This window comes from Stenotrophomonas sp. SAU14A_NAIMI4_8, from assembly GCF_003086695.1.
Classification (GTDB): domain Bacteria; phylum Pseudomonadota; class Gammaproteobacteria; order Xanthomonadales; family Xanthomonadaceae; genus Stenotrophomonas.
On the sequence record NZ_CP025999.1, the window covers coordinates 722,145 to 748,684 of the forward strand.

Consider the following 26,540-nt stretch of genomic DNA (forward strand, 5'->3'; position numbering starts at 1 on the left):
ACCGTTTCCGCTGCAGTTCTTTCCTGCCTGTTCGCCCATGAACCTACAGATCGTTGTCGAAAGGATGCCGGCATGACGCCGCCGCGGCTCGCCGTTGCGGACGTCGCGGCCGAGTTCGTGGAGATGCGCCCGGGCGGCGTGTACTGGGCCGTGGCCGCCGGCAGTGCGCCGGCCGATCTGCTCGGGGCGGGAACGTTGGCGGCTGCGGCCGACCTGGACGAAGCGCTGCTGGTGACCCTGGGGCGTACCGTCGAACCGCTGCTGGCCTTGTTGCAGCCCGACCAGGGGCCGGCACGCGTGCGCCTGTTCCAGCGCTCGCATCCGGGCATGCAGCAGGCCCTGCGCAGCCTGCCAGGCGATCTGCCGCGCGCCTCGTCGGCGGCCACCGCGCTCAGCATCGTGCAGTTCCCGGTGGCGGCGCTGGATGGCTGGGACGATGCGCGTCTGGCGCGCTGGTGCCAGCAACTGCAGCAGTGGGCGCAGCGCGCCGGCCAAGTGCTGCTGCTGTTGTGCCACGGCGAAGTGGCCACCCTGGCGCCGCGCCTGCTGCCGTTGAACCGCAGCTGCGCGGGCGTGGCCCAGTTGCACCCGCACCGGGGCGCACTGCAGCTGCTGCTGCACTACTGGGCCAACAGCCATGGCGTGGTGGCTCAGCGGGCATTCGCGGTGGAAGCGGTGGGCAACCAGTTGCAGCGGATCGCCGATGACCAGACCGACGCGGTGAGCGTGGCCGGCGATGGCGGCAGCGACTGTGATCTGTTCCTGGCCCAGGCCGATGTGCTGGAAGGCGCACCGCCGTTGTCGTCGGCGTGGAAGCTGTACGACGGCTGGGCGGGGTTGATGCCTGCCGCGCTGCGCGCCAACGAAGCCACCGTGGTGCTGGCCATCAATGAAAACGCGCAGGTGGATGCACTGGCGCGTCTGCTGCACCGCCTGCGCCGCGAGCGCGGCGATGCGCTGAAGCTGGTGGTGCGCGAGCTGCAGCCCTGCCTGCGCTATGCCGACGAACGCCTGCTGCTGCAGTGTGGCGGCAGCCTGGTGGTGCCGGCGCACACGCCGCTGCCGCGCCTGCTGACCCTGCTCGATGCCGTGCAGCGCCAGCGCTGGCAGGGGCAACTGGCCGATGACCCGGAACCGCTGATCCGCTCGCACCGGCCGCCGCCGATCAGTGGCCTGGTCAGCGTTGCCCGCTTCCGCCAGATTGCCGGCGAGCGCATCGATCTGGATGGCAGTGCCGTGGAAAGTGCGGTGCTGGCGCTGCAGCCGGTGGCCGGCCTGCGCGCCGAACAGACCCTGCAGCAGCTGCGCATCCGTCGCCAGGGCGACGTGGTCTGCGTGTACCGCGGCCAGGTGCGCCTGTTCCTGTTCGGCTGTCGCCGCGATGCCATCGAGCAGGCGCTGTCCAATCTATTCCGACTGCCGTGGCGCGAACTGTTCGACGGCTACCAGCGCCTGGCCGAGTACGACCTGGCCTCGATGAATGCCACCGGCAGCGACCCCGAGACCGAACCGTTGCCGCCCCCTGACACCACGCCCGAGGCGGCGCCGGTGCAGGTGGCGACGTTTGCTGAACCGAAGCCACTGCGGCTGGGAGAGGATGCATGACCACCGACCAGCAGCTGTGGACGTTGATCGTTGCCTGCGCGGTACTGATGATTCCCTTTGGCGCCATGCTGGGCGCGCTCTGGCGCATGGCACGCCGCGCCGTGCAGCGCCTGCTGCCGCCGCGCCAGCTGCGCCGCGTGGGCGTGCGCCAGCGTGCACCGCGGAGGCCTGCATGAGCCCACAGCCGTTGCCCGCTTCGCCCTTCGCCTGGGCCGACCTGCGCGGTTGGAACCTGTATTTCCTGTCCAAGGTGGCGCTGGCTTGGATGGGCGCGCTGAACCTGAAGCTGCTGCCCAACCTGCTGTTCCTGGCCGCGCTGCTGGTGCCGCTGCGCTGGCGCTGGGCGCGCATCGCGCGCACGGTGGTGGCGGTGCCGGTGGGCGTGGCCCTGTATTACCAGGACACCTGGTGGCCGCCGTTCCAGCGCCTGCTGGCGCAGCCGGGCGTGCTCGATTTTTCCGCTGACTACTGGCTGGAACTGGCGCAGCGTTTCATCAACTGGCAGATGGTGGCGGTGCTGTCGCTGCTGGTGGTGGGCTACGTGCTGCTGAAACCATGGCTGCGGGTGACCACGCTGAGCGTGCTGGGCATGCTCGGCATGGCCGTGCTGGCCCTGCCATTGCCGGCGGGCTGGGGTTGGGGGCAGGGGCAGGCCGTGGCGGCCACCGGCACCGGCGGCGCAGCCACGCGCGCGCTGGCACCGGCCAGCAACGATACGCTCAACGCCTGGCTGGCCAGCTTCTACCAGCAGCAGGCCACGCTGGAGACCACGTTCCCGGCGCCGGCCAGCGGTGCACCGTTCGACGTCATCATCCTCAACATCTGCTCGCTGGCCTGGAGCGATCTGGATGAAGTTGGCCTGCGCCAGAACAACCTGCTGGACCACATGGACGTGGTGTTCGACGATTTCAATTCGGCCACCGCCTACAGCGGCCCGGCGGCGATCCGCCTGCTGCGCGCCAGCTGCGGCCAGACCTCGCATACCGCGCTGTTCGACCCGGTGCCGGCCGAATGCCAGTTGTTCTCCAACCTGCAGCGGCTGGGCTTCCAGAGCGAACTGGCGATGAACCACGACGGCCACTTCGATGATTTCATCGGTGAACTGTCGCGCTACGGTGGCCTGCAGGCCAAGCCGATGGATATCAGCGGCTTCCCGCGCGCGCTGGTGGCGTTCGACAAGTCGCCGCTGCGCCGCGATGGCGACGTGCTGATGGGCTGGCTGAAACAGCGCCAGGCCGAATCCAGCCCGCAGGTGGCCCTGTTCTACAACACCATCTCGCTGCACGACGGCAACCGCATCGTCGGCGCCGATGGCCGTGCCGCCGCCGCCGATTACAAGGCGCGCGCGAACATGGTGCTGGGCGACATGGCCGGTTTCGTCGATGCGGTGGAAAAGAGCGGGCGCCGCGCGATGATCGTGGTCGTGCCCGAGCACGGCGCAGCGCTGCACGGCGATCGCATGCAGATTCCGGGCATGCGCGAGATTCCCAGCCCGTCCATCACCCATGTGCCGGTGGGGGTGAAGCTGGTCGGCATGGGCGCACCGGCCGCCGGTGGCCCGCGCCACGTGCCCGAACCCAGCAGTTTCCTCGCCATTTCCGAACTGGTGTCGCGCGTGTACGCGTTGAATGCGCAGTCGCCGCCGGCTGATCGGGACTGGAACAGCCTGCTGCAGGGCCTGCCGCAGACCCCCTCGGTTTCGGAAAACGAAGGCGCCAAGGTCATCGATTACGACGGCAAGCCGTGGCTGCAGCTGCAGGGCAGCCAGACCTGGAGCCCCTACCCGGAGGACAAGCGCTGATGGCCGACATCCTGGCGGTGCCTGCCACCCTGTCGGTGGAAGAGGACGACATCGACCTGCTGCGCCGCAGCCTGGCGATGCCGGACATGCGGTACGTGGATTTTTCCGCGAACAACGAACGCGCCCAGGCACTGGCGCGCTGGCCGCTGCTGGCCGAGCTGGAGCGCCTGCCATGACGTTGACCCTGTCACTGCAGGGCGTGCGCGGCGGCACCGGGGTGACCACGGTGCTGGCGGCACTGGGCCAGGCCCTGTATGCGCAGGGCCAGCGTGTACTGCTGGTGGAAATGAGTCCGGACCAGATGCTGGGCCTGCACCTGGGCCTGGCCGCCGGCGAGCGCGCCGGCTGGGCCCGCGCCCAGCTGGACGGCGCCGACTGGCGCGCGGCGGCATTTGCCTGCGCGCCCGGGCTGGCCGTGCTGCCCTATGGCCAGGTCGATGCCAGCGAAGCCCTGCAGCTGGAGCACGCGTTGGCGGCAGCGCCGCAGACCTGGGCCGAGCGCCTGCCCACGCTGTCGGCACAGTTCGACTGCGTGCTGTTCGATCTGCCGCAGCGCCTGCCCGCGCATGTGGCGGCCATCAATTCCTACGGTGGGTGCCGCCTGCCGTTGCGGCTGGCCTGCGTGGACCCGGCCAGCCACGTGCAGCTGCACCGCCAGCGCGAGGATGACCGGCGCCTGCTGGTGAACCGCTACGACCCGGCCGTGCAGGTGCAGCGCGACCTGATGCAGCTGTGGCTGCACAGCTATGGCGCCGGCCTGCTGCCGCAGCCGCTGCACGAGGATGCGCAGGTGCCGGCGGCGCTGGCCAGCAAGCAGCCGTTGGGCCAGCACGCAGCCGATTCGCTGGCCGCCGCCGATGTGCAGGGGCTGGCCCTGTGGTGCCTGGCGGAAGCGGCGCGCCTGCAACGGGCGGAGGCTGGCCGGCGATGATGAGCCAGCGGGTCTATTACCTGGACTGGGGGCGGCTGCGCCACCGCGTGCATGCGGCCTGGCCGACCCGCGCGGTGCTGTGGCTGCTGCAGGCCCTGGGCTGGGCGCTGCTGCGCCTGGAAGGACCCGCCTGGCAGGGCCTGGCACCGCGGCTGCGTGCCGCGTTCCCGCAGCTGCAGGGCGACCGCCGCTGGCGCCCGGGTGATCCGATCCGTCTGCTGGTGCAGGCGCTGTGGCTGTCGGTGGTGCGCCTGGTGCCGCGCCGATCGCTGCGCCGGCAGCGGCTGGCGCGCGCACGCCAGCAGCGCATCGCCGAACTGCGCGGCGCGGCCGGTCGCGGCCACGTGCGCTACCTGCGCACCATGCGCGATGCCCCCAAGGATGTGTGGAACAGCCGGTTCATGGCCTGGGCCGGCGAGCGCGTGCGCGCCCTGTCGCCGCGCGCGCGGCGCTGGGCGACGGCCGCCATCGGTGTTGCCACCCTGGGCCTGGCGCTGCTGTGCGTCACCCAGCCCTTCAGCTACCTGGCGCAGTTCGTGTTCGTGCTGCTGCTGTGGGCCATCGCCTTGCTGGTGCGGCGCATGCAGGGGCGCTACGCCACCCTGGTGCTGGTGGTGCTGTCGATCACCGTGTCCTGCCGTTACCTGTGGTGGCGCTACACCGCCACGTTGAACTGGAACAGCACCTTCGACCTGGTCTGTGGCCTGATCCTGCTGGCCGCCGAAACCTATTCCTGGCTGGTGCTGATGCTGGGCTACGTGCAGGTGGCCTGGCCCCTGCGACGGCGCCCGGCGCCGCTGCCGGCCGACGTGCGGCAGTGGCCCACCGTCGATGTGCTCATTCCCACCTACAACGAAGACCTGTCGCTGGTGCGGCATACGGTCTACGCCGCCATGGGCCTGGACTGGCCGGCCGACAAGCTGCGCATCCATATCCTGGACGACGGTAAGCGCGAGGAATTCCGCGCATTTGCCGAACAGACCGGGGTGAACTACATCACCCGCACCGACAATCGCCACGCCAAGGCCGGCAACCTGAACCATGCGCTGACCCTGATCGACGGTGAGCTGGTGGCCATCTTCGACTGCGACCACCTGCCGGTGCGTTCGTTCCTGCAGGTCACCTGCGGCTGGTTCGGTCGCGACCCGAAACTGGCGCTGGTGCAGACCCCGCACCACTTCTTCTCGGCCGACCCGTTCGAACGCAACCTGCAGGTGTTCCGCAGCGATCCCAACGAAGGCGAGCTGTTCTACGGCCTGGTGCAGGACGGCAACGACCTGTGGAACGCCGCCTTCTTCTGCGGCTCGTGCGCGGTCATCCGCCGCGAGGCGATCGATGCCATTGGCGGCTTCGCCACCGAAACCGTCACCGAAGATGCGCACACCGCGCTGCGGCTGCACCGCAATGGCTGGAACTCGGCCTACCTGCGCATTCCGCAGGCGGCGGGCCTGGCCACCGACAGCCTGGGCGCGCACGTGAACCAGCGCATCCGCTGGGCACGCGGCATGGTGCAGATCTTCCGCATCGACAATCCGCTGATCGGCAAGGGCCTGAGCCTGTTCCAGCGGTTCTGCTATGCCAACGCCATGCTGCACTTCCTGGCCGGCATTCCGCGCCTGGTGTTCCTGACCGCGCCGCTGGCGTTCCTGCTGCTGCACGTCTACATCATCTATGCGCCGGCACTGGCCATCCTGCTGTTCGTGGTGCCGCACATGGCCCATGCCAGCCTGACCAACGCGCGCATCCAGGGCAAATACCGCCGCCCGTTCTGGGGCGAGGTGTACGAGACCGTGCTGGCCTGGTACATCGCGCGGCCCACCACGGTGGCCTTGTTCAGCCCCGGCCGCGGCAAGTTCAACGTGACCGACAAGGGCGGCACCCAGGATGGTGACCGCTTCGACTGGCGCGTGGCACGGCCGTACCTGGTGCTGGCGCTGCTGAACGTGGCCGGCCTGTGCTTCGCGGTCTGGCGCTTCATGCACGGCCCGGCCGATGAGCGCGGCACGGTGATCGTCAGTTCGCTGTGGGTGCTGTACAACCTGCTGATCATCGGCGGTGCGCTGGCGGTGGCCGCCGAAGTGCAGCAGGTGCGGCGCACCCACCGCGTCACCACGCACCTGCCGATGGCCCTGCAGGTACCCGATGGGCGCCGCCTGCGCGGCGTGCTGCAGGACTATTCCAACGACGGCGTGGGCGTGGAGCTGGGCAACGACCCCGGCCTGGCCGAAGGCGCGCGGGTACACGTGCTGTTGGGCCGTGGCCGCCGTGAGTTTGCGTTCCCCGCACGCGTGCAGCGCACCATGGGCCACCGCCTGGGCCTGCTGCTGCAGTTCGACAGCGAACGCCAGCGCGTGGAATTCGCCCAGTGCACCTTCGCCCGTGCCGATGCCTGGCTTGACTGGCATGCCGGCTACCAGCCCAAGAGCCTGCCGCGCAGCCTGTGGAGCGTGCTGGTGCTGGGCTGGCGGGGTTACCGGCGGATGGGCGATTTCGCCCCGTTCGACCTCGACCGGCCCGTGCACTGGAGCCGGCGCCTGCTGCGCTGGATGGCCAGTTTCGCTCCGCAACGTCCGCTTCCCTCCCACCCGGCTGACCCAGCCGCTGACCCAGGGCTTCGTCCATGAGCATTTCCTCTCCTCTGCGCTGGCTGCTGCTGCCGCTGCTGGCCCTGCCGGTTGCTTCGGGCAACAGTGCCCCCGCGCCGGCCCGCCTGCCCGCGACCACCGGGTCCACGCCTGACACCGCACCGGCGCAGGTGGCCGTACCCACGCCGGTGAATGCCGCCGTGGTGCCCGCGCCGCGGCCGGAACCGGCGCAGGCCGAAACCTGGGCGGGCAGCGCCTGGCCGTGGCAGCGCGAAAGCACGTTTGCCGAGCTGGGCCGCCGCCAGGATGTGCTGCTGTCGGGCGTGCGCAACACCACCACACTGGAATTCCAGGTGCGCCGCGATCGCCTGGCACGCGAAGCCGAGCTGGACCTGAGCTTCACCCCGTCGCCGTCGCTGCTGCCGACGCTGTCGCACCTGCGGGTGTATCTGAATGACGCGATGATGGGCGTGGTGCCGATCAGCAACGACCAGCTGGGGCGCCCGGTGCAGGCCAAGCTGCCGCTGGACGCGCGGCTGATCGCCGATTTCAACCAGGTGCGGCTGGAGTTCGTCGGCCACTACACCGATATCTGCGAAGAGCCCACGCACAGCTCGCTGTGGGTGAATGTATCGAGCAACAGCACGCTGCGCCTGGGCGGCCAGCCGCTGGCCATGCAGGACGATCTGGCCAACTTCCCGCTGCCGTTCTTCGACCCGCGCGACACCGCGCGGCTGGAACTGCCGGTGGTCTACGGCACCGCGCCGACCCTGGCGCAGCAGCGTGTCGGCGCCATCATGGCGTCCTACTTCGGCAGCCTGGCCGGCTGGTGGCGGCAGGCGCGCTTCCCGGTCAGCTTCGGTGCGCTGCCGGACAAGGGCCATGCCGTGGTGCTGGCAGTGAACGGCAAGTTCCCGCCGGTGATCGCCAACCACGCGCCGGTGCAGGGGCCGGTGGTGGAACTGATGGCGCTGCCGGACGATCCGCAGCGCAAGCTGCTGCTGGTGCTGGGCCGCAACGACGAGGATCTGCAGAAGGCCGTGGCGGCGATGGCGGCGGGCAACGTGCTGTTCCGCGGCAAGCGGGTGGCGATCGACCAGATCAAGCCACTGGCCCCGCGCAAGCCGTACGACGCGCCCAACTGGGTGCGCACCGACCGTGCCGTGCGCCTGGGTGAACTGCTGGATTACCCGCAGCAGCTGCATGCCAACGGCGTGGCTCCGCAGCCGATCACGGTCAACCTCAACCTGCCGCCGGATCTGTTCATCTGGCGCAACCAGGGCATTCCGCTGAACCTGCGCTACCGCTACACGCCGCCGTTCGGCAGCGACGAATCGCGGTTGGGCGTGGCCATCAACGATCAGTTCATTTCCAGCTTCCCGCTGGTGCGCCGCAACGGCAAGCAGGGCCTGGAAGAAATCCGCCTGCCGGTACTGGCCGGTGACGCCGGTGCCGACGCGGGGCGCCTGCTGATTCCGTCGTTGAAGCTGGGCGACCGCAACCAGCTGCGCTTCGATTTCAACTTCGCCAGCGTGATGGGCAGCGCCCAGCGTGACCATTGCCAGACCGTGCTGCCGCCGAACCTGCAGGCGGCGATTGAAGAAGATTCGACCATCGATTTCTCCGGCTTCCACCACTACATGGGCCTGCCGGACCTGTCCGCGTTCGCACTCAGCGGTTTCCCGTTCACCCGCATGGCCGATCTGTCTGAAACGGTGGTGCTGGTGCCGGCGCAGACCAGCGAAGCGCAGGCGACCCTGCTGCTGAACCTGGTGGGCGGGCTGGGCGTGCAGACCGGTTACCCCGCCTACGGGCTGCGCCTGTCCAACGATTGGAAGCAGGCCAGCACGTTGGATGCGGACCTGTTGATGCTGGGCGCACTGCCCGATGAGCTGCGCGGCAGCGACCAGCTTTCGCTGCTGATCGACGCCCAGCGCACGCGCCTGTTGAACGGCCAGTCGCCGTCGCCGCAGCAGGCGATGGAACAGGCCCGCCGTGGCAGCCGCCAGGGCGACCCGGCGGTGACCGAAGTGGCGGTGACCGCCGATGCACCGTTCGCCGCCATCGTCGGCCTGCAGTCGCCCCACCACGCGCAGCGCAGCATCGTCTCGCTGGCGGCCAGTGGCGCGGCCGACTACGGCCTGCTGGACGAGGCGCTCAGTGACACCGGCAAGCGCCAGGCCATCGCCGGTTCGGTGGCGATCCTGCGCACCTCCGGCATCCACAGCCAGTTCGTGGGCGAGCACTACTACGTCGGCTCGCTGCCGTGGTGGTTGCTGCTCTGGTACCACCTGGCCGACCACCCGGCGTTGCTGGCGGTGCTGGCCACGGTGGTGGTGCTGATGGTCGCCTTCCTGCTGTGGCGCACGCTGCGCTGGGTGGCTGCCAAGCGGTTGGGCCCGGACCACTGATGGCACGGGCGCGGCATCCGCTGGTCGCCGCCTCCGGCCTGGTCCTGCTGGGCCTGGCCGGCGTTGGCGCGTGCCAGGCGCAGGCGCTGCCGGCCACGCCGGGCGGCACGGTGGCCGAGCAGCGGCAATGGCTGTTGGAACAGGTGCGCATCGGCGAAGCCAGCGGCCGCCAGGGCCTGATCGAAGATGCACTGGCGCGGCTGCGCATGCTGGCCCCGGATGACCGCAGCACGCTGTTGGCGATCCTGGAAGTGCAGCTGTCGCAGCAGAAGATGGCCGACGCCGATGCCACCCTGCAGCGCCTGCGCCAGCTGGGGGCGGGCAGCCGCGAACTGGTCGCCGGCGAGCGCCTGTGGCGGGCCTACCGCGGCGATCTGCAGCAGGACCTGCAGCAGGCGCGGTTGTTCGCCGCCGGTGGCCGCAGCGACGAAGCACTGGTGATCTATCGCCGCCTGTTCAATGACGATCCGCCCGGGCTGCAGTTGGGCCTGGAGTACTGGCGCCTGCGTGGCGCGCAGGCCGATGGCCGCGCGCTGGCGATCCGCGAGCTGAGCGCGCTGGATCGCAGTTACCCCGGCAACACCGCGCTGCTGCAGACGTTGTCGCAGCTGTTGTTCGCCGCCGGCCGCGATGCCGAAGCGCTGGCCGCGCTCGAGCGCATGGGGCGCAACCCCGAAGCGCGCACGCTGGCCGCCGACGCCGAATGGGACTTCCTGCAGGACCAGCCGGCCGATGATGCCAACGTACGCCGGCTGCAGGCCTTCATCACCCGCAATCCGAATTTCAATGACATCGCGCTGGTGCGCGAGCGCTATGCCGACCAGCACAAGCGGGTGAGCGACCCGGCCTGGCGTGCCGGCCTGCGCGGCCAGCAGTTGCTGGATCGCGAGCGCAATGCCGAGGCCGAGCGGGCCTTCCTGCAGGCCTTGCGTGGCTATCCGCGCGAAGCCGATTTCCTGGGCGGCCTGGGCATGGCGGTAATGCGGCAGGGGCGCCGCGAACAGGCTATCAGCTATTTCCAGCGTGCGGTGCAGGCCACGCCGGCCGGTGACAGCACCGACAAGTGGACCGACCTGCTGGCCAGTACGCGTTACTGGCTGCTGCTGGACCAGGCCGAAGCGGCACTGGCCAGTGGCAACGTGGACCAGGCGCAGGCGCTGTACGAGCGTGCGCGCCGCCAGCAACCCGGTGAGATCAATGCACAGCTGGGGCTGGTGGACGTGGCCGTGGCCCGTGGCGACGACGCCGGCGCCGAACGCCTGCTGCTGGCCGCGCAGCGCCGCGCCCCGCGCGATGCCAATGTGATCCGCAAGCTGGTGCAGTTGTACGGGCGCACCGATCCGCAGCGGCTGGAAAGCTTCATTCATTCGCTGCCGGCCGCGCAGCAGAAGCTGTATGCCGAAGATCTGCGGCAACTGCAGATCAGCCGGCTGCGCGAGCGCCGCGAACAGGCGCTGGCCGCCGGCGATGCCGTCACTGCAATAAGCCTGGGCCAGCAGTTGCGCCAGGAACTGCCCGGCGATGCGTGGCTGGCCTATGCATTGGGCAATGAACTGCGCAGCGCCGGTCGCGACGACGACGCCGATGCGGTGGTGGCCGACATGGCCGCGCGCAATGACAGCAGCGAAGCGCGCTATGCGCAGGCCTTGTACCTGTCCGGCAGCGACCGCCTGCCGCAGGCGCTGGCGGTGCTGGACAGCGTGCCGCGCGAGCGCTGGGACGATGACATGCATGCGCTGTCGCAGCGCCTGCAGCGGCAGCAACTGGTGGAACACCTGTGGGAGCTGCGCGCGCAGGGCCGCGAGCCGGAAGCCATCGCATTGCTGCAGCAGCAACCCCCCAGCGCCGACAACGACCTGCTGCTGGCCGAATGGGCGCGCCTGCGCGGCGATGCGGCACAGGCACTGCATTACTACCAGCAGGTGCTGGCCGCGCAACCGGACAACGTGGATGCCCAGTTGGGCCAGGTGCAGGCGTGGATCGCGCAGGGCGATCTGCCGCGTGCGCGCCAGCAGATGCACGACGCGCCACCGCAGGTGGCCGACGATGCACTGGGCCAGCAGCGGCAGTTGGCCGGCATCTGGACCGATCTGCATGAAAATGCGCGCGCGCTGCAGATCCTGCGCGGGCTGCTGGCGCGCAAGACCGAAGCCGATGCGCAGTCCTGGCGCGATGCGGCGCGGCTGGTGCGCGCCGATGATCCCGAGCAAGCGCTGGACATGTACGCCCAGGCGATGGCCGACAACGGCCTGCTGGCCCCGGCGCAGGCCGCGCCGCGCGACAACCGCGCGCTCACCCTGGCCAGCCGCCAGACCGAGGGCGATGATTGGCTGCGCAGCAGCCTGCGCAGCGATGTGGACACGCTGTACCAGCAGCAGAACCCGACGCTGACAGTGATGCAGGATTCCGGCCGCCGCAGCGACGGCACGCCGGGCCTGTCACGGCTCTCGCGTGACACCCGCATCGCCCATCTGGATGCACCGTTTGCCGGTGGCCTGGGTTGGGCGCGCATCGAGCAGGTGCACTTCGATGCGGGCCGGTTCCAGACTGGCGACGATGGCACCTTCGACGAAGATTTTGGCAGTTGCGATCTGGATCTGCTGCAGGCCGATGGCACGGCGCTGCGCGCGCCAGGTTGCAGCCGCTACGTGCACCAGCGGCGCAATTCCGGTGCCGGTTTCGCGGTGGGCTGGCGCACGCTGGACGACCGCTGGAACATCGACCTGGGCCACACCCCGTCCAACTACGTGGTGGGCAACTGGTTGGGTGGAGTCACCTTGAACGGTGACCTGGGCCGGCTGGGCTGGGGCGCCACGGTGTCGCGCCGGCCGATGACCAATTCACTGCTGTCCCAGGCCGGCGCGGTGGATCCGCGCAGTGGCATTGCCTGGGGCGGGGTCACCGCCAATGGCGTGACCTTCAGCCTGGGCTACGACGAAGGTGGCCGCAACGGCATCTGGTCGAACTGGAGCTGGCACCGCCTGACCGGCCGCAACGTGGAAGACAACACCCGCGCGCGGGCGATGGCCGGGTGGTACCACAAGCTGATCCAGCGGCCGGACATGCGCCTGGACGTGGGCACCACGGCCATGTATTGGCGTTACCAGAAAGACCTGGGCGGTTATTCGCTGGGGCAGGGCGGTTACTACAGCCCGCAGCGCTACGCCTCGCTCAGCCTGCCCGCCAGCTTCGCCTGGCGCAGCGACAACTGGTCGCTGCGCGTAGATGCGTCCTTCAGCGTGTCCAGTGCGCGCACCGCGTCCATCAGCCGCTATCCCGAACAGGCCCTGATCGAGCGGGTGATCGCCCAGCTGGAGCCGCAGTACGGCCCGCTCACGCTCGACCCGGATGGCCTGTACACCAGCAGTGGTCGCAGCAGCGGTACCGGCTCGCGCCTGTACGCGGCGGTGGAACGGCGCCTGGGCGACCACTTCGTACTGGGCGCGGCCGGTACGCTGCAGCGCAGCCGCGATTTCTCGCCGAACACCTTCCAGCTCTATCTGCGCTATACGCTGGAGCCGTGGCAGGGCAACCTGCCGTTGCCGGTGTCCCCGCTGGTGCCCTATGGCGAATTCCGCTGATCCGCAGCGCCGCCGCCTGCTGCAGGTGGCCGCGACCCTGCCGCTGCTCGCCCACGTGGGCGCGCAGGCACAGACCGCGCCGCGCTGGCCGGCCTGGCAGGTGCTGCAGGCCAGCAGCCTGAGCCGCGACGGGCGCATGATCGACCGCAGCCAGGACGACCAGCGCACCACGTCCGAAGGGCAGTCCTATGCACTGTTCTTTGCCCTGGTGGACAACGACCAGGCCTTGTTCGACCGGGTGCTGGGCTGGACCCAGGACAACCTGGCCGGCGGTGACATGGGCGCGCGCCTGCCGGCCTGGCTGTGGGGGCGCGATGGCAAGGGCGCTTGGCGCGTGCTGGACGACAACCCCGCCTCCGATTCCGATGTGTGGCTGGCCTACGCGCTGCTGGAAGGCGCGCGGTTGTGGCGGCGCCCGGCATTGCAGGTGATCGCCGCCGGCATGCTGGCGCAGGTCCGTGCGCGCGAAATCGTCGAACTGGACGGGCTGGGGCCGATGCTGCTGCCGGGCCCGCAGGGGTTCATCGAAGACGATGCCACGCGGGTCAATCCCAGCTATCTGCCGTTGCCGCTGCTGCGGCGCTTCGCCGCCGTGGATAAGCAGGGCCCGTGGCAGGCGCTGGCCCGCAACACGGTGGCCTTGCTGCAGCAGACCAGCCCGCACGGCTTTGCGCCGGATTGGGCGGCCTGGCGCAAGGGCGCGTTCGTGGTGGACCCGGTGAAGGGCGCGGTGGGCGGCTACGATGCCATCCGCTGTTACGCCTGGGCAGGCATGACCGCCGCGCGCGACCCGCTGTTCCGACCGCAGCTGCAGGTGCTGTCTGGCCCGCTGCAGCGCCTGCGCAGCGGCGGCGCGATGTGGGAAAAGGTGGATACCCGCAGCGGGCAAGGGCAGGGCGAAGGCAACTACGGGTTCCGTGCCGCGCTGCTGCCGTATCTGCAGGCGCAGGGCGAAACGCAGCAGGTGCAGGCGTTGATGGCCAGCCTGCCAACGGCGGAACAGCAACGCAGCGCCGAGCCTGCCTATTACACGCAGATGCTTACCCTGTTCGGCCGCGGCTGGATGGAAGGGCGCTGGCGCTTCGCCGCCGACGGCCGCATGCAGCCGCGTTGGTAGTGGTTCAAACGCGGGGTCAGAGCCCTTTGCGCTGCAAAGGGATCTGACCCCAGCCGCAATCGACGGGGTCGGATCCCGTTGCGCAGCAACGGGCTCTGACCCCAACTACAGCCGACGGGGTCGGATCCCGTTGCGCAGCAACGGGCTCTGACCCCATTCAACGGTCATTCCAACGCGTAGCGCAGCACGAACAGCACCGCCACCAGCCACACCGCCGGGTGCACCTCGCGCCAGCGCCCGGTACCGGCCTTCAGCGCGGCATAGGCAATGAAACCAAAGGCCAGGCCATTGGCGATGGAGTAGGTAAACGGCATGGCCAGCGCACACAACGCCGCCGGCACCGATTCGGTCAGATCGCTCCAGTCCACTTCCACCAGCTCGCGCAGCATCAGCCCGGCCACGAACAGCAGGGCGGGTGCGGTGGCATAGCCGGGTACCATCGCCGCCAACGGCGAGAACAGCAGCGCGGCCAGGAACAGCGCCGACACCACCAGCGCGGTCAGGCCGGTGCGGCCGCCCACCTGCACGCCCGAGGCGCTTTCGGCGAAGGCGGTGGTGCTGCTGGTGCCCAGCAGCGAGCCCGCCACGATTGCCGTGCTGTCGGCCAGCAACGCGCGGCCGAAGCGCTTCTGCGCGCCCGGCAGCTTCAGCAGGCCCGCACGCCCGACCACGCCGTACAGCGTGCCGGTGGCATCGAACACTTCCACCAGCACGAACACCAGCACCACCTGCAGCAGCACCGCGATCGGGGCGCCGCCGTCATGGTGCAGCAGGCCGGGAAGATCCAGCTGCAGGAAGGTGGGGGCCAGGCTGGGCGGCAAAGACACCAGCCCCTTGAACTGCACATCGCCCAGCGCCCACGCCACGGCGGTCACCGCCAGGATGCCGATCAGGATCGCACCGCGCACGCGGCGTGCTTCCAGGATCGCAATCAACAGGAAGCCGCCCAGAGCCAGCAACGGCGGCGCGGTGTTCAGCGGGCCCAGTGCAACCAGGGTGTCTTCGTTGGCAATGATCACGCCCGATTTCTGCAGCGCGATGATCGCCAGGAACAGACCGATGCCGGCCACGATGGCCGAGCGCAGCGACGACGGAATGCCGGCCACCAGCCAAGCGCGCACGCCGGTCAGCGACAACACCAGGAACACCAGCCCGGAAATGAACACCGCTGCCAGCGCCTGCTGCCACGGCAGGCCGGCGGCACCGACCACGGTGAAGGCAAAGAACGCGTTCAGGCCCATGCCCGGCGCCATGCCCACCGGGAAGTTGGCGGCCAGCGCCATCACTGCCGAACCCAGCGCCGCCGCCAGGCAGGTGGCAACGAACACCGCGCCGGCATCCATGCCCGTGGTTCCCAGGATTTCCGGGTTGACGAAGACGATGTAGGACATCGTCAGGAAGGTGGTGACACCGGCCAGCAGCTCGGTGCGCACGGTGGTGCCGTGCTGCTGCAGCTGGAACAGGCGTTCGAACAGGGACATGGGGGTTCTCACAACAATTGGGTGTCACCACCAACGGTGGTGACCTACCAGAATGCAGAAAGGCCGCGCGAGCGCGGCCTTTCCGGTTGCCTTACTTCAGCGCCTTGAAGCGCAGGCGCTTCGGCGCGGCGTCGTCGCCCATGCGGCGGCGCTTGTCTTCTTCGTACTCGCGGTAGTTGCCCTGGAAGAACTCCACGTGCGAATCGCCTTCGAACGCCAGGATGTGCGTGGCGATGCGATCCAGGAACCAGCGGTCATGCGAAATGACGAAGGTGTTGCCCGGGAATTCCAGCAGCGCATCTTCCAGCGCACGCAGGGTTTCGATGTCCAGGTCGTTGGACGGTTCGTCGAGCAGCAGCACGTTGCCACCCTGCAGCAGGGTCTTGGCCATGTGCAGGCGGCCACGCTCACCACCGGACAGCGAACCGACCATCTTCTGCTGGTCCTGGCCCTTGAAGTTGAAGCGGCCGATGTAGGCGCGCGACTGGATCTCGATGCCGTTGATGTTGAGGATGTCCAGGCCGCCAGCGATTTCCTGGAAGACGTTGTGGTTGCCTTCCAGCGCGTCGCGGCTCTGGTCCACGTAGGACAGCTTCACGGTCGGGCCGACCACGATCTCGCCCGAATCCGGCTTTTCCTGGCCGGTGATCATCTTGAACAGGGTCGACTTACCGGCACCGTTGGGGCCGATGATGCCGACGATGGCGCCGGCCGGCACCAGGAAGCTCAGGTCGTCGAACAGCAGGCGGTCGCCGAACTTCTTGGAGACGTTCTTGAACTCCATCACCGCATTGCCCAGGCGCTCGCCCGGCGGGATGAAGATTTCATTGGTCTCGTTGCGCTTCTGGTAATCGACCGACTGCAGCTCTTCCAGGCGGGCCAGACGGGCCTTGCCCTTGGTGCGGCCGCCCTTGGCATTCTGGCGCGACCACTCCAGTTCCTTCTGGATCGCCTTCTGGCGAGCCTTTTCCTGGTTGTCTTCCTGCTTCAGGCGCTCATCCTTCTGGGTCAGCCAGTCGGTGTAGTTGCCCTTCCACGGAATGCCGCGGCCGCGGTCCAGTTCCAGGATCCACTCGGCGGCGTTGTCCAGGAAGTAGCGATCATGGGTGACGGCCACCACGGTGCCGGTGTAGCGCGCCAGGAACTGTTCCAGCCATTCCACCGACTCGGCGTCCAGGTGGTTGGTCGGTTCGTCGAGCAGCAGCATGTCCGGCTTCTGCAGCAGCAGGCGGCACAGCGCCACGCGGCGCTTTTCACCACCGGACAGCTTGCCCACGATGGCATCCCACGGCGGCAGGCGCAGCGCATCGGCGGCCACGTCCAGCTGGTTTTCCAGGGTGTGCGCGTCGCCGGCGGCCAGGATCGCCTCCAGGCGCTCCTGTTCCTTGGCCAATGCGTCGAAGTCGGCGCCTTCCTCGGCGTAGGCGGCGTACACCGCTTCCAGCGCGGCCTGGGCCTGCAGCACTTCGCCCACGCCTTCCTCCACCGCTTCACGCACGGTCTTGGTCGGGTCCAGTTCCGGTTCCTGCGCCAGGTAGCCGACCTTGATGCCCGGCTGCGGGCGGGCTTCGCCCTCGAAATCGGTGTCCACGCCGGCCATGATCTTCAGCACGGTGGACTTGCCGGCGCCGTTCAGGCCCAGCAGGCCGATCTTCGCGCCCGGGAAGAAGGACAGCGAGATGTCCTTGATGATCTGCCGCTTGGGCGGGACCACCTTGGACACGCGGTTCATGGTGTAGATGTATTGCGAGGACATGAGGTCTCCGTAGGGGCGCGGCCCTGCACCCGTCCGTCAGCGGGAAGATCCCGGACGACAGCGGGCACAGACTGAAATGGAATACCGCCAATTATAGCCGGAACCGCCTGTTCCCCGCGCCGCCCTTGGCCCCCGGGGCTGGCCGCTGCCTGAATACTGCGTCACATCCTGCGAATCGGAACCGTTTCCAGCCAATATCCGTTCAGACGCAATGCGCAAGATTGGCCTCACCACCCACCCGAGCAGAGGTTTCTCATGCGCATCAACCGAATCATGGCCGGAGCCGTGGCCTCTGTTCTGGCCCTTGGCGCGGTCGCCCCGGCGTTTGCCGACAACGACCACCGTGACCGCCGCGAGTGGCGCGAAGACCGCCGCGACGACCGTCGCGAGTACCGCCGCGACGTCCGCGAGGCCCGTCGCGACTACGAACGTGATCGCCGCGATGCCCGCCGCGACTGGAACCGCGACCACGACCGCCGCTATTACCACCCGGCGCCGCCGCCGCGCGTGGTCTACCGCCCCGGCTATGGCCCGGGCCCGGGCTACGGTTGGCAGCGTGGGCACCGCTACCGCGATTACTACCGTGGCCCGATCTACGTGGTGAACGATTACCCGCGTTACCACCTGCGTCGCCCGCCGTACGGCCACCACTGGATCCGCGACGACCGCGGCAACATGCTGCTGGTGGCCGTGGCCACCGGCATCATCGCCGACTACATCATCAACAACCGCTGATGCAGCAACGGGGTCGGAGCCCTTCCCTGCGGGAAGGAGTCCGACCCCACCAGCCAGGGGTCGGATCCCTTCCGCAAGGAAGGGCTCAGACCCCACCATCACGGGGTCGGACCCTTTTCCAGCGGAAAAGGCTCCGACCCCTTTCAGTACTTAGAACGCCACCGACAGATCCAGCTGTGCGCCGACATCGCGCTGGCCATCACCGCGCTGCCCCTGCATCTGCAGCGACAGGCGGCTGTTGTCGGTCGGGCTGACCGCCACGCCCAGCTGGGCCAGCGCACTGCGGCGGGCCAGCGGTGCGGCGGCAATGCCGAAGTCCTGCGTACCTTCCACGAAGCGCGCCGCGACCTGCGGCAGGCGATCACCGCCGGCCACCTGCCAGCCCACGCGTGCGGTCAGTGCCGCACGGTCACGCTGGCCACCGCTGATGTCCCAGTCCGCGCGCAGCGCAGCCAGGCCGGTGCGGTAGCGGGCGGTTTCACCATCCAGCTGCAGCGCGCTGTGGCCGCCGTGTTCCTGGCTGCCGTCGCTGCGCAGGCGCACCTGTGCCAGCTCCAGTTCCGGGGTCAGCTGCAGGCGCGGCCCACCGAAGGTCCAGCCAGCACGCAGGAAGGCGGTGGTGCCGGTGGCGTCTTCGCGCGCGGCCAGGCCTTCGGACAGCGTGCTGCCCACCTGCGCGGTGCGGGTGCTGTCGGTGCGGTAGTCGGCGCGGCTGACGCCAGCACGCAGGCTCAGGCCCTGCCAGCGGTACTGGCCGTACACGCCGTACTCGGTGCTGTCGGTCTCGGCGCGTGCATCGCGCTGGGCCAGGCGGCTGACCAGCTGCTGCTGGCCTGCGGCCACGCCCAGTTCCAGTGCATCGCCGGACATCCAGCCGGCACCGGCCATCAGCCCGTGCTGCGAGCTGCGCAGCCCGGCGTTCTGTGCGCTGGCATCGGTGCGCCGCTGGCTGCTGCTGCCGGCCACCCACGCACGCACGCCCGGGGCGATCTGCCCGGCCATCGCCGCACCATCCAGATGGCGGTCAATGCCATCGTGCAGAAAGCGGTTCTGCAGCAGGGCGCCACGGTTGGCCGCATGGATCTCGCCGGACAGGCTGTCGAACGCCGGCACCACGTCGGCCACGTCCAGGCGCACCACTGCGTCGTAGACCGCGTTGCCATCGCCCAGCGCTTCCACCGCGCCGGCCACGGCCTTCTGGTTGTCATTCACCACAACGTCCGGGAAGGCCAGTTCGATGTCCGGCATCGCGATGTCGTTGCGGGCCAGGGTCAGGTAGACGTTGCTGGCGTCGTAGTCCAGGGTCGGGCTCAGGAAGGCGAGGGTGGTGGAGACACCCGAGAACGTGCCCTGCACGCCCTGTGCGGCGCTCAGGATCGTGTAGCGGGTGCGCGGCGACCACTCGCCATTGCTGGCCAGGGCCAGCGTGTTGCCGCCCTGCAGGGTGGCGGTGCCACCGACCAGTACGCGGTCACTGCCGCCGTCGGCGCCCACATCCAGCAGGTAGCGCGAGCCGTTTTCCATCAGCAGGTTGCCGGTCATCGACAGCAGGTCGTAGCTGCCGGTGGCGCCGGTCACGCCCGGGGCCAGGCTGGCATTGCTGCGGATGATCACGTTGCCCAGTTCACCGGTACCGGTCAGTTCGGTGCCGGCGGCCATGTCGACCAGGCCACCGATGCTGCCGCGCACTTCCATGGCACCGGCCTGCACGCGGGTGGTGCCGGTAAAGCCACTGCTGTCGCCCAGCAGGGTCAGCAGGCCCGCGTCCAGCTTGACCACATCGCCGGCGCCGGACAGCACATTGGCGAACACGGTATGGCCGTTGCGCTGCAGCTTCAGCGTCGCGCCCGAGGCCACGTCCACCGAACCGCGGATCGCGCCGTTGCCGGCCAGCACCAGCGTGCCCTGTTCCACCAGGGTGCCGCCGTTGTAGCGGTTGTCGGCGTAGCTGGTCAGGGTGCCGCTGCCGATCTTGCGCAGCGTGCCGGCACCGGTCAGGGTGCCGCTGAACAGTGCATCGACCTGGTCGGTGTCCAGCGTGGCAATGCCGTTCAACTGCATGTCCACGTTGCTGGTGAAGGCGGTGTTGGTGAAGTGCAGGGTGCCGTCGTCGATGAGCACGCTGGCGCTGCCGCCGCCACGGTAGATCTGCCCGCCGGCAAGGTTCAGCGTGCCCTGCGGGCCAATGGTGAGCGAACCGCTGCTGCCGCTGGCGCCGCCCAGGCCCAGCACGCCGGCAACGTTCAGTACCGCACCGTCGCTCACCTGCACCGCGCCGGTGCCGAAGTTGCCAATGGTCAGGCGGCCGATGCTGGCCGAACTGCCTGCGTCGGCCAGGCGGAAGGTGCCGTCGCCCAGCGTGTTTTCGCCCACGCCCACATCGCCGGCGGTCAGCTGCGCGCCGTCCAGCACGTTCAGTTCGGCCACGCCGTTCTGGCCCACGGCAATGTAGCCGGTGCTGGCGTGCGTGCCGGCGCCGCGCAGTTCCAGCACGGCATCGGAAACGCCGGGGGTGTGGCGCTGCTGGGCCAGCTGGGTGCTGCCCAGCACGGTCAGCGTCGCGCCGTCTTCAACCACCATGCGGCCGGTGCCGGTGAAGCCGATCAACAGGTCGCTGTTGTTCAACCAGCTGGAACCGCTACCGGTTACCAGTGCTTCGCCGTGGGCCACGGCGGCGTAGCTGCCCAGGCGCGCCACGCCGGTCTCGAAGCTGCCGCCGGCGCGCACGTTCACCGTGCCCGCGCCCTGTGCGCCCACGTGGATCAGATCGGTCGCGAAGCGCGAACCGGCATCGGCCACGGTCAGTACGCCGGTGCTGCCCAGTTCAGAGGCCACCCAGGTGCCCTGCGCATTGTCCACTTCACCACCGGCCAGCACGTCCAGCGTGCCGTTGCCGAAGTGGCCCACGCCAATGCTGTTGTTGCCGATCCACTTCGATCCGGCACCGGTCACGGTCACCTTGCCGGTGGAGCCGGGCTGGGTGGCGATGAAGATGGCCGTGCTCTCCAGGATGCCGCCATCGTGGATCAGCAGTTCGCCGCTGCCGGCGTGGCCGACGTCGATCCGCCACGACACAGCGTTGGGTACATCCACCACGACCGGGATCGGGCTGTCGATGTACGCGTAGTTTTCAACGGTCAGCTGCGGGGTGCCGTTGGTCCAGCCGCCCGGCGCGAACCAGGTGCCGTCCAGTACCGAAGGATCGCGCTCGGTGATGACCGTGGCCTGCGCGGCCGCCTGGCCGCTCATGGCCAGACCCACGGCCAGCGCCAGCAGCGAGGCGCCGGCTGCACGGCGGCGGGTGGAAGCAGTGGTGCGACGAACAGCCAGCGTCATTGCCGGCGAAGCCTGGTACGAATGGATCACGCGTGATTTCCCCTGTTTGGACAGGGCGTATCGGCCGCAGATCGGCAGGCTTTAGGTTGCTTAACAAAAAATCATGAAATAGCAAGGAAGCCGGTCACGCTTCCTTGAATTGGGTGGTTGGGCCGCGCGGAGCCCCCGGCGCCCGTCGGCACGCAGCAGGGCCAGCACATCATGCCATGTACGCCGCGCCAAGCCCCGTTGGCCGCGGTCGCCGCCGCCCCCCGGCGCGCTTACAATTACGGGCCCGCTGTCCCCCTACTGCCTGGAGTGACCGATGTTCCCGCGTGACGTCCGCATCGAAACCTACGATCCCGAACTGGCCAAGGCCATCGCCGCCGAAACCCAGCGCCAGGAAGACCACGTCGAGCTGATCGCCAGCGAGAACTACACCAGCCCGGCGGTGATGGAAGCCCAGGGCAGCCAGCTGACCAACAAGTACGCCGAAGGCTACCCGGGCAAGCGCTACTACGGTGGCTGCGAATACGTGGATATCGCCGAGCAGCTGGCGATCGACCGCCTGAAGCAGCTGTTCGGCGCCGACTATGCCAACGTGCAGCCGCACAGCGGCTCGCAGGCCAACCAGGCCGTGTACTTCGCCCTGCTGCAGCCGGGTGACACCATCCTGGGCATGAGCCTGGCCCACGGCGGCCACCTGACCCACGGTGCCAAGGTCAATGCCTCGGGCAAGCTGTTCAATGCCGTGCAGTACGGCGTGAACGACCAGGGCCTGATCGACTACGACGAAGTCGAGCGCCTGGCCCTGGAGCACAAGCCGAAGATGGTCGTGGCCGGTTTCTCGGCCTACTCGCAGGTGATCGACTGGGCGCGCTTCCGCGCCATCGCCGACAAGGTCGGTGCCTACCTGTTCGTGGACATGGCCCACGTGGCCGGCCTGGTCGCCGCCGGCGTGTACCCCAGCCCGCTGGAACACGCGCACGTGGTCACCTCCACCACCCACAAGACCCTGCGCGGCCCGCGCGGCGGCATCATCGTGGCCAAGGGTGCTGACGAAGACCTGGTCAAGAAGCTGCAGTCGATCGTGTTCCCGGGCATCCAGGGCGGTCCGCTGATGCACGTCATCGCCGGCAAGGCCGTGGCCTTCAAGGAAGCGCTGGAGCCGGGCTTCAAGGCCTACCAGCAGCAGGTGGTGAAGAACGCCCAGGCGATGGCCACCACGCTCATCGCGCGTGGCTACAAGATCGTTTCCGGCGGTACCCAGAACCACCTGATGCTGGTGGACATGATCGGCAAGGACGTGTCCGGCAAGGACGCGGAAGCCGCGCTGGGCAAGGCCCACATCACCGTCAACAAGAACTCGGTGCCGAACGACCCGCGTTCGCCGTTCGTGACCTCGGGCCTGCGCCTGGGCACCCCGGCGGTCACCACCCGCGGGTATGTCGAACAGGACTGCGTGGACCTGGCCAACTGGATCGCCGACGTGCTCGACGCCCCGGCCGATGAAGCCGTCATCGCCCGCGTGCGCGATGCCGTCAGCGCGCAGTGCCGCAAGTACCCGGTCTACGGCTGATTGCCGCAGGGAAGGGCCGGGGTCGGATCCCTTTCCGAAGAAAAGGGCTCTGACCCCACCAGCCGACCCCGGGGTCGGATCCCTTCCCGCATGGGAAGGGCTCTGACCCCGCCAGCAGGAACCCCGCGCATGGACGAGCGCCGTCTCAAACACATCTACATCGCCCTGGCGGTGTTGTTCGGCCTGCCCAGCCTGCTGCTGGGCGCGGTCGGCGCCTTCATCGCCGCCATGATGGGCGTGTTCGCCTTCATCCGCGTCGACGCAGACAGCCTGCGCTTCGGCAGCGGCCTGCTGCTGTGGGGGCTGGCCGGCCTGTCGGGCCTGCTGGCCTGGGTGATGCTCAGTACATTCTGGCTGCGCGAAGGCTTCGCCGGCCTGCGCGCGGCCTGGTCGGGCTGGTGGTGGCAGCTGGCCCTGGGCATGCTGGCCACGCTGCCGATGCTGGTGCTGGCACTGACTTATTTCTCCGAACTGGGCCTGACAGTACTGAACGGTCTGTTCGCCGGGCCCTCGCTGCTGGTGCCCGCCACCGTGCTGTTCTGGCTGCGCTGGCTGGGGCCGGTATCGTCCGGTGCGCAGGGCCGCGAGCATGGATGAGCGCACGCATCGGCGCATCTACATTGCACATGGCCTGCTGTTCGGGCTGCCCGCGCTGCTGGCCGGCGGCCTGGTGGCCGGCTTCGGGGTCTATACCTTCCTCACCCGCAGCGCCTTCATGCGCGACGACGAGGGCGCCGTGCTGTTCCTGTGGTCGGCCGCTGGCCTGGCGGGGCTGGTCGGCTGGCTATGGCTGAGCGTGTGCTACCTGCGGCAGGGCCGCGCGGCCTTGCGGCACACCCGCGCGCTGCCGTGGATCGGGCTGGCGCTGGGCGGGTTGGCGGCGCTGGGGGTGGTGGGCTACATCGGTTTCGCCTGGGCCACCGGCAGCCCGTGGCAGGTGCTGGGCTACCTGGTCCTCGGGCCGCCAATGCTGGTTCCCGCAGCCCATCTGCTATGGCTGCGGCATGCCCCGAACACGGTGTGACGTGGACAACTATTTGCCGCCCAAGGGCTTCTCAGGTACCGTTGCGACGCTGCCATGACCGTGGCAGCTCGTTCGTCCCCTGAGCCAGGCGTTCCATGCATTGCCCCTTCTGCCAACATGCCGATACCCGGGTCATCGACTCGCGCGTCTCTGAAGACGGCGCGACGATCCGTCGTCGGCGTGAGTGCGAAGCCTGCAACGAACGCTTCAGCACGCTGGAAACCGTCGAACTGAAGCTGCCGGCCATCGTCAAAAGCGACGGCACGCGCGAGGCGTTCGACCAGCGCAAGGTGCGCGCCGGCTTCGACCGCGCGCTGCAGAAGCGCGCGGTGCCGGAAGAGAAGATCGAAGCGGCGGTGCGCGCGGTGGTGCATCAGCTGCGTATCAGCGGCGAACGTGAAGTGCCCTCGATCAAGGTGGGCGAGTTCGTGATGAACGAACTGCGCAAGCTCGATCATGTCGGCTATGTGCGGTTTGCTTCGGTGTACCGCAGTTTCGAAGACGTGGCCGATTTCCGCGAGGAGATCGAGAAGCTGGAACGCGACCTGCCGTCCAGCACCGAACAGCTGCAGCTGCTGGGCGATGTGATCGCCCTGACCAAGAAGAAGAAGGGCTGACCGCCACCGCCATGGTAGGTGCCAACCTTGGTTGGCACGGAGGCGCCCATCCACGCATGGCGTGGATCTACCAACATCGCCGGTAGCGCCGGGCCATGCCCGGCGGGATCGACGGCGTTACCATGGCGCCATGACCACCCCGTTCTCCGCCCTCGACCACCTGCACATGGCCAACGCACTGCGCCTGGCCGAGCGTGCCGCCTACACCACCCGCCCCAATCCGATGGTCGGCTGCGTCATCGCCCACGGCGAGCGCGTGGTCGGGCAAGGCTGGCACCAGCGTGCCGGCGGCCCGCATGCCGAGGTGTTCGCGCTGCGCGAAGCGGGCGACGAGGCGCGTGGCGCTACCGCCTACGTCACCCTGGAACCCTGCGCACACTACGGCCGCACGCCACCGTGTGCGCTTGCGCTGATCGAAGCGGGTGTATCCCGCGTGGTCGCCGCGATGCGCGATCCGTTCCCGCAGGTCGATGGCGGTGGCTTCGATCTGCTGCGTGCGGCCGGCATTGAAGTCGCCGAAGGTCTGATGGCCGCGCAGGCGCGCGAATTGAACAAGGGCTTCCTGTCGCGGGTGGAACGCAACCGGCCGTGGCTGCGGGTCAAGCTGGCCGCCAGCCTGGATGGTCGCACCGCGATGGCCGATGGAACGTCGCAGTGGATCACTGGCGCGGCGGCACGCGAAGACGTGCAGCACTGGCGCGCACGCGCAGGCGCCATCCTGACCGGCGCCGACACCGTGCTGGCCGACGACCCGATGCTGACCGTGCGCCTGGCCGACACCGAGGTGCTGCCGCCGCTGCGCGTGGTGCTCGACGCGCGCCTGCGCTCGCTGGAATGCAGCCGCGTGCGCGAGGGTGGGGCGCCGACGCTGTACCTGCACGATGCGGCGGTGAGCGCACCGGATGCAGCCGATGCCGAGTTCGCCAGTGTGCCCAGCGTGGATGGGCGGTTGGATCTGGGCGCCGTGCTGGCGCTGCTGGCCGAGCGCGGCATCAACGAAGTGCATACCGAAGCTGGTGCCACCCTGGCCGGTGCGCTGCTGCGCGGCGGCTGGGTGGATGAGCTGCTGCTGTACCAGGCGCCAACGCTGCTGGGTGACAACGGTCGACCGCTGCTTGCTGGCCTGGGCATCGACGCGATGGAGCAGCAGCGTCGCTTGCGCGTGGTCGATCAGCGCCAGGTGGGCCAGGACCTGCGGTTGCTGCTGCGCGCGTGACACTCCGGTGGGCGCCCATCCACGCATGGCGTGGATCTACTCGTCTTCCAGCAGCGCCATCGGCACCGTCGATTGCAGTACCTGTGTGAGCGACACACAGCGCCCGAGCAGCTGCAGCCAACGGCCGTCATTATTCGGGCAGCAGCAGACGCTCCACCCACACGTGCAGCGGGGGCAGATCCTGCGGTATCCAAGGATCGCTGTCGCTGTTGCGTGCCAGGATCACCTGATGGGTCTGTGCGCGGCTGGGCGCGTGCTGCAGGCGGGTGATGGCCGCGCGCACATCCGACAGCGCGTCGTGCTCGCTATCTGCACGGGCCGGCGCAGCATCGCCCTGCGCGGCCAGATCGGGCATCTGGCAGGCGTAATCAACAATGGCAATCTGCAGGCCGTCGTTGTCCCGGCGCTCGCTGCCCGTGCTGCGGCATTGGGTCTGCCGCAGTGCCAGCGCGATCTGTCGTGACAGCTCGCGGCCCAACCGGGTGCGCGCGTCGTCAGTCGGCGCATCGCCCAGCACCACCCGGTCCACTGCATCTTCCCAGCGTTCGCTGCGCAGCGGCGCGCCGGTCAGCTCCGAGACCTGCGCGGCGGCATCTGCATCGCCCTCCAGCATGAAGCGCGCGAACAGGTCAAAGCTCTGTTCCGCCGTGGGAAGCGCGGGCTGAGCGGACGCAGAAAACGCCATGAACAACAGGGCAAGTGGCAGGCGTGGCAACGGGCGACTCCTTGACGGGCAAAGATCGGGCGCGGCATCAGTCCGCGTCGTCGGGCAGGTGTTCGTTCCAT

The 26,540-nt window shown here is 68.8% G+C and carries 19 protein-coding genes; 15 read left to right on the forward strand and 4 right to left on the reverse strand.

The genetic code is table 11. From position 1 onward, the window contains the following. Positions 1–72: 72 nt before the first annotated feature. From C1930_RS03160 to bcsZ, 9 genes are read left to right on the forward strand one after another with little or no spacing between them, the layout of a single operon-like run. On the forward strand, positions 73–1,605 hold the full coding sequence (locus C1930_RS03160) for a BcsE family c-di-GMP-binding protein (RefSeq protein ID WP_108771068.1): 1,533 nt from the start codon (positions 73–75) through the stop codon (positions 1,603–1,605). Further along, on the forward strand, positions 1,602–1,781 hold the full coding sequence (gene bcsF, locus C1930_RS03165) for a cellulose biosynthesis protein BcsF (protein WP_108748484.1): 180 nt from the start codon (positions 1,602–1,604) through the stop codon (positions 1,779–1,781). Before C1930_RS03160 ends, bcsF begins: the two co-directional genes overlap by 4 nt. Further along, positions 1,778–3,406 carry a cellulose biosynthesis protein BcsG gene (bcsG, locus tag C1930_RS03170; protein WP_108771069.1) on the forward strand — a complete coding sequence of 543 codons (1,629 nt, stop codon included), beginning with the start codon at positions 1,778–1,780 and terminating at the stop codon, positions 3,404–3,406. Before bcsF ends, bcsG begins: the two co-directional genes overlap by 4 nt. Further along, entirely contained in the window at positions 3,406–3,582 is a 177-nt protein-coding gene (gene bcsR / locus C1930_RS03175) for a cellulose biosynthesis protein BcsR (protein WP_108748486.1), read from the forward strand. Before bcsG ends, bcsR begins: the two co-directional genes overlap by 1 nt. After that, positions 3,579–4,337 carry a cellulose biosynthesis protein BcsQ gene (gene bcsQ, locus C1930_RS03180; RefSeq protein WP_108771070.1) on the forward strand — a complete coding sequence of 253 codons (759 nt, stop codon included), beginning with the start codon at positions 3,579–3,581 and terminating at the stop codon, positions 4,335–4,337. The genes bcsR and bcsQ overlap by 4 nt, the downstream gene beginning before the upstream one ends. Next, positions 4,334–6,961, forward strand: coding sequence for a UDP-forming cellulose synthase catalytic subunit (gene bcsA, locus C1930_RS03185; RefSeq protein ID WP_234412728.1), 2,628 nt, complete (start codon positions 4,334–4,336; stop codon positions 6,959–6,961). The genes bcsQ and bcsA overlap by 4 nt, the downstream gene beginning before the upstream one ends. After that, positions 6,958–9,333 (forward strand): cellulose biosynthesis cyclic di-GMP-binding regulatory protein BcsB, encoded by a 2,376-nt coding sequence (gene bcsB / locus C1930_RS03190; protein WP_108771071.1) that lies wholly within the window; start codon positions 6,958–6,960, stop codon positions 9,331–9,333. The genes bcsA and bcsB overlap by 4 nt, the downstream gene beginning before the upstream one ends. Further along, the gene (bcsC, locus tag C1930_RS03195; RefSeq protein WP_108771072.1) at positions 9,333–12,914 is read left to right on the forward strand and encodes a cellulose synthase complex outer membrane protein BcsC; all 3,582 of its coding nucleotides are present in this window, start codon (positions 9,333–9,335) and stop codon (positions 12,912–12,914) included. Before bcsB ends, bcsC begins: the two co-directional genes overlap by 1 nt. Further along, positions 12,898–14,031, forward strand: coding sequence for a cellulose synthase complex periplasmic endoglucanase BcsZ (bcsZ, locus tag C1930_RS03200; protein WP_108771073.1), 1,134 nt, complete (start codon positions 12,898–12,900; stop codon positions 14,029–14,031). Before bcsC ends, bcsZ begins: the two co-directional genes overlap by 17 nt. Positions 14,032–14,195: 164 nt before the next feature. Here the strand turns inward: bcsZ and C1930_RS03205 are convergent, their stop codons facing one another. Next, positions 14,196–15,512 (reverse strand): NCS2 family permease, encoded by a 1,317-nt coding sequence (locus tag C1930_RS03205; RefSeq protein ID WP_108755389.1) that lies wholly within the window; start codon positions 15,510–15,512, stop codon positions 14,196–14,198. A 91-nt stretch (positions 15,513–15,603) separates the two neighbouring features. Further along, entirely contained in the window at positions 15,604–17,268 is a 1,665-nt protein-coding gene (ettA, locus tag C1930_RS03210; protein ID WP_108748493.1) for an energy-dependent translational throttle protein EttA, read from the reverse strand. Between the two features lie 255 nt (positions 17,269–17,523). Between ettA and C1930_RS03215 the strand changes: the two genes are divergently transcribed. Then, entirely contained in the window at positions 17,524–18,003 is a 480-nt protein-coding gene (locus C1930_RS03215) for an RcnB family protein (RefSeq protein ID WP_108761215.1), read from the forward strand. A 150-nt stretch (positions 18,004–18,153) separates the two neighbouring features. Here C1930_RS03215 and C1930_RS03220 read toward each other — a convergent pair whose 3' ends face one another. Continuing rightward, positions 18,154–21,339 (reverse strand): autotransporter domain-containing protein, encoded by a 3,186-nt coding sequence (locus C1930_RS03220; RefSeq protein WP_108771074.1) that lies wholly within the window; start codon positions 21,337–21,339, stop codon positions 18,154–18,156. A gap of 304 nt (positions 21,340–21,643) precedes the next feature. Here C1930_RS03220 and glyA point away from each other — a divergent pair, with 304 nt between their 5' ends. From glyA to ribD, 5 genes are all read left to right on the forward strand, one after another. After that, positions 21,644–22,897, forward strand: a complete 1,254-nt coding sequence (gene glyA / locus C1930_RS03225) for a serine hydroxymethyltransferase (RefSeq protein WP_108748496.1) — start codon at positions 21,644–21,646, stop codon at positions 22,895–22,897. A 129-nt stretch (positions 22,898–23,026) separates the two neighbouring features. Next, on the forward strand, positions 23,027–23,494 hold the full coding sequence (locus C1930_RS03230) for a hypothetical protein (protein WP_108771075.1): 468 nt from the start codon (positions 23,027–23,029) through the stop codon (positions 23,492–23,494). Further along, positions 23,487–23,921 (forward strand): hypothetical protein, encoded by a 435-nt coding sequence (locus C1930_RS03235; protein ID WP_108771076.1) that lies wholly within the window; start codon positions 23,487–23,489, stop codon positions 23,919–23,921. Before C1930_RS03230 ends, C1930_RS03235 begins: the two co-directional genes overlap by 8 nt. Before the next feature lie 95 nt (positions 23,922–24,016). Then, the gene (gene nrdR, locus C1930_RS03240; RefSeq protein WP_108748499.1) at positions 24,017–24,538 is read left to right on the forward strand and encodes a transcriptional regulator NrdR; all 522 of its coding nucleotides are present in this window, start codon (positions 24,017–24,019) and stop codon (positions 24,536–24,538) included. A gap of 130 nt (positions 24,539–24,668) precedes the next feature. Further along, positions 24,669–25,754 (forward strand): bifunctional diaminohydroxyphosphoribosylaminopyrimidine deaminase/5-amino-6-(5-phosphoribosylamino)uracil reductase RibD, encoded by a 1,086-nt coding sequence (gene ribD / locus C1930_RS03245; RefSeq protein WP_108771077.1) that lies wholly within the window; start codon positions 24,669–24,671, stop codon positions 25,752–25,754. Between the two features lie 130 nt (positions 25,755–25,884). On the opposite strand, the gene C1930_RS03250 is transcribed toward ribD, so the two are convergent. Beyond that, positions 25,885–26,469, reverse strand: coding sequence for a hypothetical protein (locus tag C1930_RS03250; protein ID WP_108771078.1), 585 nt, complete (start codon positions 26,467–26,469; stop codon positions 25,885–25,887). Positions 26,470–26,540: the final 71 nt, after the last annotated feature.